Raw genomic sequence first — 15,686 nt, 5'->3', positions numbered from 1 at the left:
CCGATGAAGTATAAGGTTATTAAACAATTTAAAGATTTACAGGATAATGATCACATTTACGAAGTAGGTCACAAATATCCTCGTAAAGGTCGTGCGAATAAAGAACGTGTTGAGGAATTAATGTCTAGTAACAATAAAATAGGAGAGCCATTAATTGTAGAAGTAGGTGATAAATAATGAGCGAAGAAACACTCGCGACTTGTTTATCACTTTTTAAATTGGATTTGGGTATTACGCATAATTTGCGTGATACCTTGTTTACCAATTTAATCAAGAACTCAGAAATGGAATTAACTAAAATGGGCGTTGGTTTTTCATCCACTTCTACAACTGTGGAGGACATGCAACTGATTGTTGATTATGCAGCATGGTTATATCGTAAACGACAGGAAGATATAGGTTTGTCACGCAACTTAAGATTTCGGATTAATAATCGTGTGATTCAAAAGGCAGGTGCTTCCACAGATGCCGAGCCTTAAACAATCAATAGGAAATAATCAGCACATATCTTTAGACGATGTGTGCTTTTTAATTTCCACAACAATTATTTATGATGATTTGATGCAACCGATTGAAACGGAACTCCCAGAACTTGTTTATTGTAGCCCGTTGAACATTGGACAACAAGAATTCAGTGTAACTATGGCAAATGGATTGAAAGCAGAAAAAGTATTTGTAATTGATTATGACGAATACGATGGCGAAACCAAGCTAGAATACAACCGAATTAAATACAACATTTACCGTACATTCGTTAGAAACGATGGCTACATAGAACTTTACTGCGAGGTGCGTGTCGGTGGCAATTAAGATTGATGATCTTGTAAAGGAAATTAATAAAACACTTTCTGAATATGCAAATGGCGTAGGTGAAGAAGTGGAGAAGGTAGCAGAAACAGTTGCCAAAGAAGGCGTAAAAAAACTTAGGCTACGAAGTCCAAAAGATACTGGAGAATATGCAAAAAGCTGGAGAGCAACTAAAGTCAAAAAAGCATGGGTTGTAAATAACAAGATTTATCAATTAACACACCTACTAGAAAAAGGCTATGCCAAAGTTAATGGCGGACGTGTACCAGGTCAACCCCATATCGCACCAGTTGAAAAGGAAATGATTAATGAGTTTGTGAAAGGTGTAGAGGAGGCGATTAAGGGATGACACTACCCGAATTAGTACAATTATTAAAAGCTATTAAAAGAGTTGTAAATGGTGTGGAGGAACCAATCCCAATCGCTTACTCACATTTTATCCCAACTGTTGAAAATCCGATGCCTTCGCCACCGTTTATTTGTTATTTAGTCACTGATTCTAATACTTTTGCAGCAGGTAATAAACCGATTCACGAAAGTGTGAATGTGGATATTGAGTTATATGTAAAAACCAAATCCTTATCTATCGAAAAACAAATTAAAAATCTACTAACTGAAAATGAACTCCCTTGGTCTTACACAGAAGTGTTTGTGGAGAATGAGGGAGTTTTTCAATGCACTTTTTCAATAACATTAATCTAAAAAATGGAGTGTGAAAGTATGTATAACGTATTAAATGATAACAAAATTACTCAAAGCGTATCAAAAGACAAAGTAGTTATCCCTTTCCATTGGAAGCCAATTATGGAACTAGATATTCAATTCTTTGCTGAAAATAAAGTTGAGTTTGGTTTATCCAATGTTCATTATGCACCATACACAATGACAGATGGAGAACCAGTATTTGAGACTCCAATTCCAATTCCAGGGGCAGTAACATTAACAGGAGATCCATTAGGGGAATCAACTTCTTTTTATGCTGATAACATGATTTACTATGTAACTAAAAGCAATCAAGGTTACGATGCAACTTTAAGTATTGCAACTATTCCTCAACAATTTGCAATCGATGCATTAGGAGAAGAATTTGATGAAGTCGATGGAGTAATTAATGAAGTTGCAGATTCACAAGGTAAGCCATTTGCTTTATTATTCCAATTTGAAGGTGATGTAAAAGCAACACGACATGTTCTTTACAACTGTACTGCAAATCGTCCAAGTATTAACGGGAATACAAAGACAGATAGTACAGAAATTACACCGAACGAATTAACATTAACAGCTTCTCCAATTGAAATTGGCGGCAAATTAATGGTTAAAACAAAAACTACATCAACTACAACTGCAGATATTTATAACAATTGGTTTAAAACTGTTTATAAAAAGACTGTGGTAGCGGGGGCGTAATTAATGGAAAAAACAATAGAAATAGATGGTAAACAAGTCACTTTTAAATCAAGTGGGGCAGTACCTAAGCGGTATAAAATGCAATTTCAAAGAGATTTCTTTAATGATTTATTAAGTATGGGTGTAATAAACGTTGATTTTGAAAAAATGTCTGAACAAGAAAAGTTAGAAATTGTTCGAAAAGTCAATTTCGATATGTTTTATGATATCGCTTGGACACTTGCTAAAACTGCAAATCCAGAAATTAAAGATCCATTAACTTGGTTGGATTCCTTCGATTCATTCCCAATCGTGGATATCCTTCCACAAATTAATGATTTACTTTATGCGTCGATTTCAACTAAAAAAAAATAAAAAATGAAGGTACGTCAAGTAATGAATCAATTAATACTGAGACGTACCTTGTTTTATGCCATGAATGCAAATTGGCCCACGAAGATTTAGAAACAATGACTATTGGAATGGTCCTTGATTATATTGATGAATATTTGGATATGAAAAATCCTGATAAGAAGAAAGTTCGAAAGGCTACACAAGAAGATTTCGACAAATTTTAGCACTTACTGTTTTGGTAGGTGCTTTTATTTTGCCTAAAGGTAGGTGAGAAGATGGCAAAAAATATAAAAGGTATCACAATTGAATTAGAAGGAGATTCATCCGGACTTACAAAAGCCCTCAAAAAAGTTGATACTGAAACAAAATCGGTTCAAAACGAATTGAAACAAGTTGATCGCTTACTTAAATTTGACCCTTCAAATGTAGAATTACTAGCCCAAAAACAACAATTGTTAAGTAAAGCTGTAGACAATACTTCTTCCCGTTTAGACGCACTAAAACAAGCACAAACACAAGTAGAACAGCAATTTAAGAACGGTGAAATTGGAGAAGAAGCTTATCGCAAGTTTCAACGAGAAATTATTGCTACTGAAGGTAAATTAAAAGCCTTCAAGTCTCAAGCGGAATCAACAAAAGTTAAAATTGAAGTGAAAGCTGACACAAGCGGTATCGATAAAATGAAAGCCTCCTTAAAGGAAATAGGAACTGCTGCAAAACAGGCAGCTAAAGATACAGCTGATGCATTAAAAAGTGCTGGTGCAGTAGGAACAGCGGGAGTTGGAGCTATAGTATTTGGTTCTGGTGAATTAAATACGGATTTAGCACGATTGAAAACCAATGCTGAAATGGCAGGTCGAGATTTAGGTATTGTGGAAGAATCTTTTAGACGAATTGCAGAAGTTAGCGGTGAGACAGATTCAGCAGTAGAGACAATATCAAATTTATTAGCGAGTGGATTCACAGACGAACAATTATCTAAAGTAATAGACAATGTTAACGGTGCTGCAATTAAATTTAGTGACACGTTAAAAACTGAGGGTATTGCAGATGGTATTCAAGAGACTTTTGCTTCTGGTGCAGCAATTGGTCCTTTTGCTGAATTGTTAGAACGTAGTGGAGTCGATTTAGATAAGTTCAATAAAGGGTTAGAAAAAGCTAAAAAAAAGGGTGAAGGTGCCAATTACATCTTAGAACAAATGTCTAAATTAGGGTTGGCTGAAGTATCAGCAAAGTATCAAGAATTGAATCCTGAAGTAACAGATAATGCAAAAGCCACTTTAGAAATGCAAATGGCACTAGCTGACTTAGCAATAGTTCTTACGCCTTTAATCACTTTAGTTACTGACATGATTACCAAAATTATAGAATGGGCTAATGAAAATCCAGAGTTGATGTCTACCTTAGCAGTAGTTGCAGGTGCAATTGCTGCAGTAACAGCCGCTGTAATGGTATTAGCCCCCATATTCACAGCGTTAGCTTCAATAGCAGGTCTACTAGGTGTAAGTATTGGTGCAATTGCAGCGCCTGTAGCTATAGCGATTGCTGCAATAACAGCACTAATTGCTATAGGGGTACTATTGTGGCAGAACTGGGATACTGTTTCAACTTGGTTAAGTGTTTTGTGGGAAGGTATAAAACTTACAGCAGAAACGGTTTGGAACGCAATTGCTACTTTCTTTACAGGATTGTGGACAACAATAACAACAACTTTAGTAACCGCATGGGAAGGAATAAAAATTTATTTTTCCACACTATGGGCAGCAATAGTAACAACGGCGACAACTATTTGGAATGGAATAAAATCTTACTTATCAGCAGTTTGGACAGGCATTAAAACTACAGTAACAACCGTTTTCAACGCCATCAAAGGTACGATATCGAGTATTTGGAACAGCATTAAAAGTTTCATTACGACAACAGCTGTAAGTATATGGACAACTATTAGCGGTAAATTCCAATCTATCGTTAATTCGGTAGCTGAAAAAATGAATGATGTCTTCTCGAAAATAAAGGAAATTTGGGGTTATGTAACTAGTTTCTTTGATGGAATCGATTTAAGTTCTATCGGTAAAAACATTATTCAAGGGTTAATTAACGGTATCGGTAGCATGAAAGACTTTGTTATCGACATCATTGAAGATACTATTGGCAGTGCTATAGACTTTGCAAAAAGTTTATTAGGCATTCACTCACCATCTAGAGTGTTTTTTGAGATGGGTGAATTTACGAATGAAGGATATATTAACGGTATTGAAGATACAAGCAGAAGATTATATAGCGCAGTAGGTGATGTGTATGGATCATTAGCAAGTAGTGCTCAAAAATCGATTACTGCTGCATCCTCTCCTGTGGAAAGCATACAAAGATTCGTACCGGATTTAAGTGGTATTGCTATGGGTGGAGTAAATATTTCAGGCACTTTCATTATTCGTGAAGAAGCAGATATAAATAAAGTTGCTCAAGAATTATTCCGATTACAACAAAAATCATTAAGGAGATGAGACTAAATGAAACCAGAACATACAGTGTTTTTTGATGGAGTAGATGTTCGTTCATTAGGTCTTATCTTTTTGACCGAACATAGTAATCCGATAATTCCTGGTACTAGAGATAAAACTTCCATAATTGATGGAGTAAACGGTGAGTATGATTATGGTGCGGATTTAGAGCCAATACCATTCGACTTACCGTTTTTTATTGAACAAACGGATCCATTCAGACTTCAGGGTTATGTTCGAATGGTTAAGAAATTATTGTTAGATGGATTTGGTAAACCTCGAACCTTTAAGCTTCAATTCGGCTATGAGAAGGATAAGTACTACAACGTCCGAGTAGTAGGGAGAGTGGATATTGACCGTATTTATTCAAGTGCAGGACATTTCACTTTACCTTTAATGTGTTATGAAGGATATGCTCTTTCAGTAGCCAGAAATGACGAGGTAGTGTGGGGAAGCCAAGATATAACATTTACTGCTGATTACCTATTTGGTAACAATGGTAGCGGTGCTAAAACATTTACATCAAACAGTTCAACAGTTGTCACAGTAACGGGCGATAATTTGCGACCGTTAATTAAATTGAGTGGTTCTGGAACGAATGTAAAGCTATCTTGGGGCGGTAAAACTATGACACTTGGTACTTTTACAAATGCAAATTGGTTAATTGATCTAGAAGATTACACAGTCACTAAAAATGGCAATTTAGGTTTAGACTTAATAAAAGGTGATTGGTTAGATATGTACCTTTCGAATGGAGACAACAACATAAATGTGGAGGGAAGCGGTTTGAACTTAGCGTTTAGCGTTGAGTTTAGGGACCGCTTTTCTTAATTGGCGAGGTGAAGTTACAATGGCAGTAGAACTTATTAAATATACTGATAGTTTACGTGAAGGTACAGATAAAATAAATAAAGCTATTCAACAAGCAAATAATGCAGAAATAAATTCAACAGAAGCTAAAAATAAAGCGGTAGAAGCTTTGGAGCAAGCAAATGACACTCAAACCCAATTAGATACAATTGTCATTAATGGTGATAGTAGTGTGGAAGCAGCACAAGCAAGAGTTAGTACTAATGACACAGGTTCGACAACCACTTTTCCAACTTTAAAACAACGGTTGGACTCAGAACATAATGAGCTTGCTTCGAAAATTATAGAAAGAGAACAAGAAATTAAAGTTATTAACAAAAAAATTGAACGTACAAAATTTCTAGATTTGCAGGAACCACTTTATATCGCTCATAGAGGTGGATCTAATATTTTCCCTGAAAACACATTAGAAGCTTACGAGGGTTGTTTGTCCATGGGGTTAAATATTATAGAATTAGACGTGCAACAATTAGCAGACGGGACACTAGGAGTTATACATGATAGTACAATGCAGCGTACGACCAACAAGTCAGGATACGTTTATAATTTTTCGACAATGGGATTCAAGAATGCAGTTGTTGATATTTTACCAGGGTGGAGTAACGTAAACTGTCCCCTTTTAGAGGATGTGCTAAATCGATTTGGTAACAATGCAATCTACATTATCGAATCGAAAGATACGAAGTCTAGTCAAAAAATAGTAGATACCCTTAAAAAATATCGGTTAGAAGAATATGCCATGGTGACTTCTTTTAGCCTTCCGGATTTAAGAAACATAGAAGGAGAAGGTATCCCAAGATTGCTTGCTACGGAAAGCTTAGATCCTTTTGAAATTGTCAATGCAGGTGTAGAGTATGTCGGTGTTTCTACAACCGTATCAGAAGCATATATCCAAAATTGTATTGGTGCAGGGTTAAAAGTGATTGTTTACACAGTAAACAGAAGATATGAGCGTGACCACTTCTTAAATATAGGTGTATCGGGATTCTTTACTGACGACCCTTTATACGTACAAGGTAAGTCCCCCTCTCTGTCGATGGACCCGTTTGGTGAACAAGTATACAGCCATGGGATGATTCCTACACCTAGAGATGCAAACACTTTATCAGGAGGTCGTAGGGGGGGATTTGTCTTAGCTGATAAGTTCGGTTGGATTGAAACGGATGAAGTAGATTATTTTAACGATTTCACATTACAGGGGTGGGCAGGAGAATTGCCAACAAATTTTTCCTTGACAGCAAAAATGACGTTGTATAAATCGGTACACCCTACTTATTGGGGAGCATTTGTATTTTGTACACAAGACGATATCTATATAGATCACTCAAGTTCAACTTTAAGAGGGGGATATAACCTTCTTCTTAGAGAAAATGGAAATCTTCAATTATATAAAAGAGTTAATGGAATAACGACTTTAATTAAAGAGGTTGCAACTACTACCTTGATTGAAGGACAAACAGCGGCAATTAAAGTAGACGTCTCGAATACAAATATAACTGTTACTAGAACTGACACGGGCCATTCCTTTACTGCTGTAGATAATACATTTAGAAATGGATATTTACATTTAGGAAGAAGGGTATCAGGAATTCTGTTTAATGACATTAATATTTCGTAATTTATTACTATTATCCCCATGAAGTGATAAAATCGTAGTATGAAAAAGTTATTTGTAATTTCAACTATTTTAGTATTGTTGACTGCATGTGGGTCAACTACAACATCTAATAATAAAAGCGATATTATTTTAATTGGACATCGCGGGGCAAGTGGGTATGCACCAGAGCATACGATGGAATCCTTTAGACTTGCAAAAGAAATGGGGGCTGATGTTTTAGAGTTTGATGTGCAAATGACAAAGGATGGGGTTTTGATAGCATTCCATGATACTGAGGTTAGTCGAACAACAAATGGATCTGGAGAAGTAAAGAATATGACTCTTGAGGAAATTAAGAAACTTGATGCTGGGTCATGGTTTAATGAAGCATATCCACAACATTTCAGCGAAGAATATTATGGGGCTAAAATTCCTACAGTAAAGGAAATTTTCGAAGAGTTTGGTAATAGTATCAACTATTCTATCGAAACTAAAGCGCCGCAAAAGTACCCTGGTGTTGAAGAAAAGTTAGTTGATCTATTAAATGAGTACAGTCTTTTGGATAAAAAGGGGCAAGTTTCTTTACATTCTGCTAGCAAAGAAAGCCTCTTGAGAATACACGAATTATCTCCTGATACTGAGCTTGGATTAATTCTCTGGTATACTAAGACTGCAACAATATCAGATGAGGAATTAAGGAATCTTAAAGAATATATAACCTACATTGTTCCTAATTTTGACTATATCTCAGAGGAATATGTTACAAAACTGAAGGGTGCAGGTTACTCTATTCAAGCCTACACAGTGAATCAGAAAAACGATGCTGATAGATTAGCAGACTGGGGCGTAGATGGGGTTATTACGAATTACTTAGACATTTACTAAACGTCACAAAATATGTAGTAACTTGTTAATTTAATAATGTTCAAGATTAAGCACTCTCAATAGGGAGTGTTTTTTATTTATATGCCATTTACTTTTGTAGTTGGCTTTTATTTTTGCTTTGAAAGAGGTGAGACAATGGCGACAAAACGTTATCCAATGGTATACGACTTACAAGGGAAGCTAATAGCAGTACTTAACAAAGCAAGTTCGATTAGTTACGAATTAATTAAAAATCAATTGTGGACGGCATCTTTTACATTACCGTTAAACGATTCAAAACTTAAATATGTTCAGCCGAAATATCATATCGACATTTACGATTATGATCGTAGGATTGGAAGATTTATTGTTAATCCAAAACAAACAGTTAAGAACGAATCTACACGTGAAGTAACCTTTGAGTTAGAACATGTCTGGTCTTTACTACATTCTGATGTTTTATTTGGTTATCATCAATTCACGAATTATCCAACTCGAACAGTATTAGAGGGATTGCTTCAACAACAAGAAGTGATGCATTGGAAACTTGGAAAATGTGACTTTACACGATATTTCCATTATGGATGGGAAAATGAGGATAGCTTACTTAATGCAATTAGAAGTGTTGCTGAACCGTTTGATGTGCCTTACATGTGGACATGGGATGATTCCAGTTATCCTTACACCTTAAATCTTGTTGAGCCCCCCACAACTGTTAAAGATGTGATTAAGTACGCATACAACATGAAAGGAATAGAGGTTTATGAAGATCCAACAAATTTAATTACTCGTATTTATCCGTTGGGCAGTGGTGAAGGCATTAACCAGGTAAATATTAAAAAAGTAAATAATGGTGTACCTTACTTGCAAGATAATGAAGCTGTTAAGAAATATAACATCCACAAGCGAATTTGGGTTGATACACGTTTTGAAGATGCAGCTAGTTTGAAAGCTAGTGCTCAAGCATTGCTAGATAAGTATAAAGAGCCTTTACGTTCCTTTTCTATCTCCGCTAGAGATTATACGGTAGAGGAACGGGAGAAAAAGAAGAAAGCATTCCAAACATATTCAGTTGGAGATGTAATTTTAGTTCATGATTTAGATACGGATATTCACGAAGAACAACGAGTTGAGAAATATTCAAAATCGGATGTTTATGGGGCTCCACAGGATTTACAACTCGAGTTAGGGAATCTGATTCCAGACATTACTACAACAACTACAGATTTAGAAAAGAAACAGCTTGTAAATGAAACATATTCCCAAGGGGCTACAAATATAGATAGTCGAGATTTTCAGGATAATTGTGACGATAATTATCCCGCTGTTATACGATTCCCAATCCCTAATGATGTAGTAAATATAAATGAAATGACACTCACTTTCGAAACTGCAAAATATCGTGCTTATTCAAAAGCGATTGAAGGTGGAGGAGCTACGGTTAAATCTACTGAAGGTGGTGGCGGGACAACTAAATCTACATCAAGCGGTGGAGGTTCAACGCAAACAAGTTCAAGTGGAGGAGGAGTTTCAAAGAGTACAGCAAGTGGAGGGGGTACAACTCAAACTTCGAGTGCTGGTGGTGACCATGACCATGTTATGTTTATGCGTTTAGGTGGTACAGTTACAGGTTCAGAAGAAGCTTATTTATGTGGTGGTGGCATAGTGTCTCTACTTGCTGATAACCCTACATTACGAACTGCATCATCAAGTGGTGATCATACTCATGCTGTAAATATACCTGCCCATACACACAGTTTTGAAACACCAAACCATACACATAATGTTTCAATTCCAGCTCATACTCATGATGTCACATTACCTAATCACACACATGAATTTACATTACCTAATCACACTCACGCCATAAAACATGGAATATACGAGTATGAAACGTTACCTACTTCAGTACAAATAACTGTGGATGGCAATGTTGTTCCTCACACAGCAATTAGTGGAGAAAACATCGATTTAATCCCGTACTTACAAAAAGATTCAGATGGAAGAATTAGTCGTGGCAGATATGCAGAAATCAAAATTAAACCGAATGGATTAGCACGTATTAATGCAACAGTTTCAAGTCGGTTATTTATACAAAGTAGAATTGGAGGGAATTATTAATGTTTAAGTTGAATGTTACTACACATAGTGGAGAGAGCGATATTGTAGAAGTTGATGTTTATGATCCAAATGAATTGAATACACAACGTAATGATGAAAGTATCCAAGCAATTTTAATTGGCCCAAACAGTTATTCACGTATCGATTTAAAAAACGTAAAGTTAATTGAAGAAGTAGCAAGTGAAGAACCAATAGAAGAAATTAATCAGTAAACCTTCCACAGTGAAAAAGTGGAGGGTTTTTATTATGAATTTGGTAGGTGGAACAATGGAAGAAAATCAAAATTTAATGTTGAACATTTTCGAACGACTTGGTGGTATCGATGCGAAATTAGATAGTATCAATCAAGTGCGTGACACAGCACATCGAGCAGAGGAAAAGGCAGATAATGCTCAAGATACTGCAGATAAAGCATTAGAAAGTACAAAAAGTGCACATCATCGACTTAATAAGATTGACAAAGTTATTTGGTGGGTTTCCACTACCATTATCGGTGCTGTAATACTAGCTTTAATTGGCTTAGTTATCAAATTAAATTAGGAGGAAAGTAAAATGACGTCAGACAAATTAAAACAATATATCGCTTTATTCGGAGGGTTGCTTTCAGCAATCCTTTTATTTTTGCAATCACTAGGTATCGATCTAACTTGGTTTACAGATGACACAATTAACGCATTTGTTGAAGTTTTATTGAATGCCGTTCCATTTATTTTAGTGATATATGGTGTTTATAAAAACACTTACATCGTAACTAAAAAAGCGAAAGAACAAGAAAAAGCGCTAAAAGAAGAGGGGCTGAAATAATGGTTGTTAATACAATCCAAAAAAGATTAACTCCTTTCAATTGTTGGAAAGGTGGAAATAAGAAGAAGTATATAGTTATCCACGATGTTGGTGTTAAGGGTCAAACGGCGGAAGCTAATGCTAAATACTTTAATAATGCTTATCGTGGTGCAAGTGCCCATTACTTCATTGATCGTACAAGCATTTGGCAAGTGGTAGAAGATGATGATATCGCTTGGCATGTTGGTGATGGTAAAGGAACCTACGGTATTACAAACTCAAATTCAATTGGTCTTGAATTGATTGTAGAGAAAGATGGCACTATACATCCCCAAACAAAAGAAAATGCTAAATGGTTAGTAGTATTACTTCAAAATAAATACAACATTCCAAATAAAAAAATCGTTCGTCATTTCGACGCTTCTGGTAAAAACTGTCCTCAATTTATGAACAGAGATAAGAAGTGGACGGAATGGTTTGAGTTTTATAAGTATCTAACAGTTGAAGGTGAAACTATCGGCAGCGGAACAATTGTTTCCGAGAATGAATTAGTTGACGATGTAAAGGTTACTAATCCAATTAAACCTTCCAAACCGGTTCAATCTGCTAAGCCTTCCACAACTTCTAAGAAAGAGAAATTAGTGGTAGATGGTGATTGGGGTCCGAAAACAACACGAGAATTACAGATCTTATTTGGTACAACAGTAGATAATGTAATTAGTGGACAACCTAAAAATGCTAATACAATAAATATTCCATCAGTTGAATTTGGTGAAGGGGGTAGTGAATTAATTCGCGCTATGCAAGAATTTTTTGGTACACCTGTAGATGGAAAAATTACATCTCCATCAATGCTTATTAAAGCTTTGCAAATACACTTCGGAACTCCCCAGGATAGTAGAGTAAGTAAGCCATCATTAGTGGTTAAAGCTATGCAAAAGGCTATTAATGACGGTACTTTCTTTAAAAAGTAAGGTTAAGACCAGAGTTCACTTAGTTGTGAGCCTGGTCTTTTTTACTTTAGTTGTATAATTCAATTTAAAAAAGAAAAAGCCACTGAATGAGCGGCTTTGATTGTCAATATACAATTAAAGATATTTAATAATCGCAGTAGCAACAGAAACAATAGTAATTATTGTCCCTATTGTCCATCTGATTTGAGTGTTTTTAGCTTTTTCGATTTTAAGACTTACATCTGAATTTGTAGGCAAGTCGTTTTCTTTGATAATCTTTGTTATACTATTTTCTACTTCATGTTTTGAAGGAATGTTTTTCCCATCGATAATACTTGAAATAATATATTTCATTTCATCCTTAGAAGGCATTGAATCGATTTTTTTAGTTCTCTCTTCAAGAAGAGCAACCTTTTTATCAATCTCATTTACCTTTTTAATTAATTCTTCCATATTACCATCCCCTTCTATAAGGATATCACTAGAGATTTCTGTATTCAACGTAAGAATGTCCTGAAGTTTTTTAATATCTTGTTGAAGTTTTTTAATTTCAATATTTAACTGAATAGTTGAGGGTTTAGAAATACTACTCGTATTTTTACTGTTATCAGTAACTAATCTAAGATGCGCTTTTTGTCTAATACCCGTTATTCCATCAATTGAATCAACTCGTCCATTAATATTATTCATTGACATCTAAAGTTTCCTCTATACTAATAGTATTTTCCACATATTCTAAAAATACCTTCATTTGTTCTATGTTCTCTAAAAGAATATCTTTATATTGTAAAGGGTCAACAGCTTTGTTCATAAATAATAGACTAAAGTATCTTAATGCCTCAGTTAACATATTAGAGAAATCTTTAACATTTTGTTTCAGCAGAAATTGTTCGCTATCATTTCGTGTAATGTATGTACTAAGCATTTCATTATCCATACTATGAGTAAATGAAATTTGATAAAAACCTAGTGGGTTAATATTAAATTGTTTAGCTCTTAAAAATTGTTCAGAGTAATTATACATAAGAAATTTTAAAAAAGTACCGTGAGAGTCATTGATTGCAAATCCATCGAATTGTTCATCAAGTAATCCACCAAGTGCAAACCAGAATAAAAATTTAGAAGCATTTTCACCCATAATATCTGGCAAGTATTCATCGCGTAAATTATAATAACTCTGGGGCCATGCTTTGCTGTTTATACAATTATCTATAGTGTTAATAACTAGCTGTTTATTAAAATCGCTTTCTATAAAACTACTAAATTCACTATAGCATTCAACTACTTCATCATACGATAAATTTCTTTCCATAATTTCACTCCTTTTTTACATTTTATTGATAAATATGTCAGAAATCTATAATAAAAAACCGATGGTTTTGTTAGTTATTTGATTGGTATGTTAGAATTTATTAACTATATAAGATTATAAGACTAATTTAATAATAACAATCGCATGAAAAAACTCATTCTTTTTACTTTGGCGTTTTATTCAGGCATCAAATATTTATTTCCTGACAATGACTTGTAATGAGTTCAACAGCTAGTAAAATAAACATTGTGAGAAGATATTTAAATATGCGAAAACCGCCTTCCTAAAATTGTGGAGGGCGGTTTCGTGCTTTAATTATGGGAAAATCAGCATAATATTTATGTTTTCCGGATATATATATATAGCTAAGGAGTAAACCCATTAAAACGTGTGAATTTCTATGACACATAAGCAGTCTGTGTGGCGGCCGTTTTAATGGTTTCCTTAAAAAGCACCTTTATGGTGCTTTTTTAATATTGAGTAGCTTATAAGCTAAATTAGTTTATACAATTAAAATGTAAACCAGGAGAATTAAATTATTTCCCCTGGTTTTTCTCATTGCCAAAATAGGAACGCTTGTTCTATAATTAATTTAAAATGAGAACTAATGTTCTGTTGTTGGGAGTGACATCGGTGAAAGAACAGATATTAAAAGTAATGCAACGCAATCAGTTAGTTGATATGATGTACATCGCAAAAAGCGGAGAAATCACAAAGCGACGTATTAAAGTAACCAAAGTATTAGATGATAAGTTTAATGCTTATTGCTTTTTAAAACATGCTAATCGAATATTTTGTATTGATAATGTTCTTGCATTGGTACCAGTTATCCGAAAAGAGCGTGAAGTAATTTGATTGACTTTAATGCTGCAGACTTAATTCATAAAAATATCATCCTCGATTTAACGAAAAGAACTTTAGAACGTGATCTAAATCATTTAAATGATATTAAAATAAATCGTCCATTAACTTTGTGGATGGAACAACAAATAACTGTAGTTCAAAATGAATTAAGAGAAGTAAAATCCCAATTAGGGAAGAATGGTATTAAAGTTCAAGCAGAGATTCGTATCGATAAAGATATTACTGAATACATAATCTTATTTAAGGGGACTGAACATAATCGGAGATATTTTAATGTTGCACTTAAAAATAAAGTTGATGATGAAATTAAGCGATTATTGAATGTGCAATAAAAAAGCCACTCGAATGAGTGACTAAAAATGTTCGACTATCTTCCTTAAGACTTCTCAATTTTCTCTTTTTAATTTGAAGAATTGTTTAGTCGATATCTCATTTTTAGAAAAGTGTTTGAGATGTAAATCAAGTGTTTACTAATTCATCATTGTTTATACATAACAAGTGATTAGTATTCAAAATAATGATATTGATCTGCAGTAGTTTCAAGGTTGTCAATATCAAAAAAATCAAAATCAAACTTATATAGAGTATTGTTCGAGACGTCTAAAGTAAATGGATTATATTCATCCTTTTCACCGTAATCATTTCTTCTTTCGGTCGCTATTCTTATTTCCACATCATATTTAGAATTATTTTTTTGTAAATATTCTAGAATTTTCACTGCAGATGTTTTGGCCAATTCTTCTGTTAGATCATAATAAAATAAATGAATGTTTAATTCATTTTCAAATATATATAACTCTTTAAAATTATCACCAAAATCATTTTTCAAATCTGTTGTATATAAATCAGTATATTTACGTCTATCCTCAAAATCCCTCATTTCTTGTTCTTCTTGTGCGGCTTCTTTCTCTATTTTTTCTTCTCTATACCCCTGATTTAAATACCCAAAAAGAAATAATACACCCACTGTTAAGAGGGTAAGTAATAATAATCGTTTCAAGAATATCCCCCTAAATAATTTATTTATGGATAATTATAGCAAAGTATATAAAAAGAAAACAGACAACCGAGAATAGTTGTCTGTCTGTTTTAACTGTTTCCACCAATATGCCACCGTTATTAAATATTTTGATTAAATATATTCAGATATAAAAAAGTATAATTTGATATAAAAGTTCTCGTAAAGATAGACTGTTGAAAGATTTGAAAGTTATAAAAAGATATAACAGAATAAACCTTAATACTCTCTCTCTACAAGAAGCGTTTATGGCTGT

At 34.2% G+C, this 15,686-nt stretch carries 21 protein-coding genes; 18 read left to right on the top strand and 3 right to left on the bottom strand.

Annotated features, from left to right (window positions below):
* The first annotated feature begins 3 nt into the window (after positions 1-3).
* The 16 genes from H9636_RS15970 to H9636_RS15895 all read left to right on the top strand — a co-directional run bounded on the left by H9636_RS15970 (position 4) and on the right by H9636_RS15895 (position 12,257).
* A complete protein-coding gene (locus H9636_RS15970; RefSeq protein WP_191708564.1) occupies positions 4-177 on the top strand; it encodes a hypothetical protein in 174 nt (57 codons plus the stop codon).
* A gap of 107 nt (positions 178-284) precedes the next feature.
* Positions 285-479, top strand: coding sequence for a hypothetical protein (locus tag H9636_RS19135; protein WP_225230282.1), 195 nt, complete (start codon positions 285-287; stop codon positions 477-479).
* Positions 466-810 (top strand): hypothetical protein, encoded by a 345-nt coding sequence (locus H9636_RS15960; protein WP_191708562.1) that lies wholly within the window; start codon positions 466-468, stop codon positions 808-810. Before H9636_RS19135 ends, H9636_RS15960 begins: the two co-directional genes overlap by 14 nt.
* Entirely contained in the window at positions 800-1,156 is a 357-nt protein-coding gene (locus H9636_RS15955; protein ID WP_318241038.1) for an HK97 gp10 family phage protein, read from the top strand. The genes H9636_RS15960 and H9636_RS15955 overlap by 11 nt, the downstream gene beginning before the upstream one ends.
* Positions 1,153-1,509, top strand: coding sequence for a hypothetical protein (locus H9636_RS15950; protein ID WP_191708561.1), 357 nt, complete (start codon positions 1,153-1,155; stop codon positions 1,507-1,509). Before H9636_RS15955 ends, H9636_RS15950 begins: the two co-directional genes overlap by 4 nt.
* 102 nt (positions 1,510-1,611) lie before the next feature.
* Positions 1,612-2,214: a major tail protein gene (locus H9636_RS15945; protein ID WP_191708605.1), complete on the top strand. Its 603-nt coding sequence runs from the start codon at positions 1,612-1,614 to the stop codon at positions 2,212-2,214.
* Between the two features lie 3 nt (positions 2,215-2,217).
* The gene (locus H9636_RS15940) at positions 2,218-2,568 is read left to right on the top strand and encodes a hypothetical protein (protein ID WP_191708560.1); all 351 of its coding nucleotides are present in this window, start codon (positions 2,218-2,220) and stop codon (positions 2,566-2,568) included.
* 254 nt (positions 2,569-2,822) lie between these two features.
* Positions 2,823-5,051, top strand: coding sequence for a phage tail protein (locus H9636_RS15935; RefSeq protein ID WP_191708559.1), 2,229 nt, complete (start codon positions 2,823-2,825; stop codon positions 5,049-5,051).
* A gap of 6 nt (positions 5,052-5,057) precedes the next feature.
* Entirely contained in the window at positions 5,058-5,879 is an 822-nt protein-coding gene (locus H9636_RS15930; protein WP_191708558.1) for a phage tail domain-containing protein, read from the top strand.
* A 19-nt stretch (positions 5,880-5,898) separates the two neighbouring features.
* A complete protein-coding gene (locus tag H9636_RS15925) occupies positions 5,899-7,536 on the top strand; it encodes a glycerophosphodiester phosphodiesterase (protein ID WP_191708557.1) in 1,638 nt (545 codons plus the stop codon).
* A 39-nt stretch (positions 7,537-7,575) separates the two neighbouring features.
* A complete protein-coding gene (locus H9636_RS15920) occupies positions 7,576-8,400 on the top strand; it encodes a glycerophosphodiester phosphodiesterase family protein (protein WP_191708556.1) in 825 nt (274 codons plus the stop codon).
* Between the two features lie 135 nt (positions 8,401-8,535).
* The gene (locus H9636_RS15915; protein WP_191708555.1) at positions 8,536-10,500 is read left to right on the top strand and encodes a phage tail spike protein; all 1,965 of its coding nucleotides are present in this window, start codon (positions 8,536-8,538) and stop codon (positions 10,498-10,500) included.
* Positions 10,500-10,712: a hypothetical protein gene (locus H9636_RS15910; RefSeq protein WP_191708554.1), complete on the top strand. Its 213-nt coding sequence runs from the start codon at positions 10,500-10,502 to the stop codon at positions 10,710-10,712. The genes H9636_RS15915 and H9636_RS15910 overlap by 1 nt, the downstream gene beginning before the upstream one ends.
* A gap of 34 nt (positions 10,713-10,746) precedes the next feature.
* Entirely contained in the window at positions 10,747-11,040 is a 294-nt protein-coding gene (locus H9636_RS15905) for a hemolysin XhlA family protein (protein ID WP_191708553.1), read from the top strand.
* A 12-nt stretch (positions 11,041-11,052) separates the two neighbouring features.
* Entirely contained in the window at positions 11,053-11,304 is a 252-nt protein-coding gene (locus H9636_RS15900; protein ID WP_191708552.1) for a phage holin, read from the top strand.
* The gene (locus H9636_RS15895; RefSeq protein WP_191708551.1) at positions 11,304-12,257 is read left to right on the top strand and encodes a peptidoglycan recognition protein family protein; all 954 of its coding nucleotides are present in this window, start codon (positions 11,304-11,306) and stop codon (positions 12,255-12,257) included. Before H9636_RS15900 ends, H9636_RS15895 begins: the two co-directional genes overlap by 1 nt.
* 114 nt (positions 12,258-12,371) lie before the next feature.
* Here the strand turns inward: H9636_RS15895 and H9636_RS19130 are convergent, their stop codons facing one another.
* Positions 12,372-12,932, bottom strand: coding sequence for a hypothetical protein (locus H9636_RS19130; RefSeq protein ID WP_225230281.1), 561 nt, complete (start codon positions 12,930-12,932; stop codon positions 12,372-12,374).
* Complete coding sequence (locus tag H9636_RS15885) at positions 12,919-13,548, bottom strand: hypothetical protein (protein ID WP_191708550.1); 630 nt, start codon at positions 13,546-13,548, stop codon at positions 12,919-12,921. The genes H9636_RS19130 and H9636_RS15885 overlap by 14 nt, the downstream gene beginning before the upstream one ends.
* A 633-nt stretch (positions 13,549-14,181) precedes the next feature.
* Between H9636_RS15885 and H9636_RS15880 the strand changes: the two genes are divergently transcribed.
* Both H9636_RS15880 and H9636_RS15875 read left to right on the top strand, forming a co-directional pair.
* A complete protein-coding gene (locus H9636_RS15880; RefSeq protein WP_191708549.1) occupies positions 14,182-14,403 on the top strand; it encodes a transcriptional regulator in 222 nt (73 codons plus the stop codon).
* Positions 14,400-14,744 (top strand): hypothetical protein, encoded by a 345-nt coding sequence (locus H9636_RS15875; RefSeq protein WP_191708548.1) that lies wholly within the window; start codon positions 14,400-14,402, stop codon positions 14,742-14,744. The genes H9636_RS15880 and H9636_RS15875 overlap by 4 nt, the downstream gene beginning before the upstream one ends.
* Positions 14,745-14,914: 170 nt before the next feature.
* On the opposite strand, the gene H9636_RS15870 is transcribed toward H9636_RS15875, so the two are convergent.
* The gene (locus H9636_RS15870; RefSeq protein WP_191708547.1) at positions 14,915-15,412 is read right to left on the bottom strand and encodes a hypothetical protein; all 498 of its coding nucleotides are present in this window, start codon (positions 15,410-15,412) and stop codon (positions 14,915-14,917) included.
* Between the last annotated feature and the right edge of the window lie 274 nt (positions 15,413-15,686).

The organism is Ureibacillus galli (genome assembly GCF_014836845.1).
Taxonomy (GTDB): Bacteria; Bacillota; Bacilli; order Bacillales_A; family Planococcaceae; genus Ureibacillus; species Ureibacillus galli.
Note: the sequence above shows the minus strand (reverse complement) of the source record. Positions and strands in the feature narration are given on the sequence as shown.

Coding starts and splice junctions, on each gene's coding strand:
- H9636_RS15970 (WP_191708564.1), top strand. CDS start 4: ATGAAGTATAAGGTTATTAAACAATTTAAAGATTTACAGGATAATGAT.
- H9636_RS19135 (WP_225230282.1), top strand. CDS start 285: ATGGAATTAACTAAAATGGGCGTTGGTTTTTCATCCACTTCTACAACT.
- H9636_RS15960 (WP_191708562.1), top strand. CDS start 466: ATGCCGAGCCTTAAACAATCAATAGGAAATAATCAGCACATATCTTTA.
- H9636_RS15950 (WP_191708561.1), top strand. CDS start 1,153: ATGACACTACCCGAATTAGTACAATTATTAAAAGCTATTAAAAGAGTT.
- H9636_RS15945 (WP_191708605.1), top strand. CDS start 1,612: ATGGAACTAGATATTCAATTCTTTGCTGAAAATAAAGTTGAGTTTGGT.
- H9636_RS15940 (WP_191708560.1), top strand. CDS start 2,218: ATGGAAAAAACAATAGAAATAGATGGTAAACAAGTCACTTTTAAATCA.
- H9636_RS15935 (WP_191708559.1), top strand. CDS start 2,823: ATGGCAAAAAATATAAAAGGTATCACAATTGAATTAGAAGGAGATTCA.
- H9636_RS15930 (WP_191708558.1), top strand. CDS start 5,058: ATGAAACCAGAACATACAGTGTTTTTTGATGGAGTAGATGTTCGTTCA.
- H9636_RS15925 (WP_191708557.1), top strand. CDS start 5,899: ATGGCAGTAGAACTTATTAAATATACTGATAGTTTACGTGAAGGTACA.
- H9636_RS15920 (WP_191708556.1), top strand. CDS start 7,576: ATGAAAAAGTTATTTGTAATTTCAACTATTTTAGTATTGTTGACTGCA.
- H9636_RS15915 (WP_191708555.1), top strand. CDS start 8,536: ATGGCGACAAAACGTTATCCAATGGTATACGACTTACAAGGGAAGCTA.
- H9636_RS15910 (WP_191708554.1), top strand. CDS start 10,500: ATGTTTAAGTTGAATGTTACTACACATAGTGGAGAGAGCGATATTGTA.
- H9636_RS15905 (WP_191708553.1), top strand. CDS start 10,747: ATGAATTTGGTAGGTGGAACAATGGAAGAAAATCAAAATTTAATGTTG.
- H9636_RS15900 (WP_191708552.1), top strand. CDS start 11,053: ATGACGTCAGACAAATTAAAACAATATATCGCTTTATTCGGAGGGTTG.
- H9636_RS15895 (WP_191708551.1), top strand. CDS start 11,304: ATGGTTGTTAATACAATCCAAAAAAGATTAACTCCTTTCAATTGTTGG.
- H9636_RS19130 (WP_225230281.1), bottom strand. CDS start 12,932: ATGTCAATGAATAATATTAATGGACGAGTTGATTCAATTGATGGAATA.
- H9636_RS15885 (WP_191708550.1), bottom strand. CDS start 13,548: ATGGAAAGAAATTTATCGTATGATGAAGTAGTTGAATGCTATAGTGAA.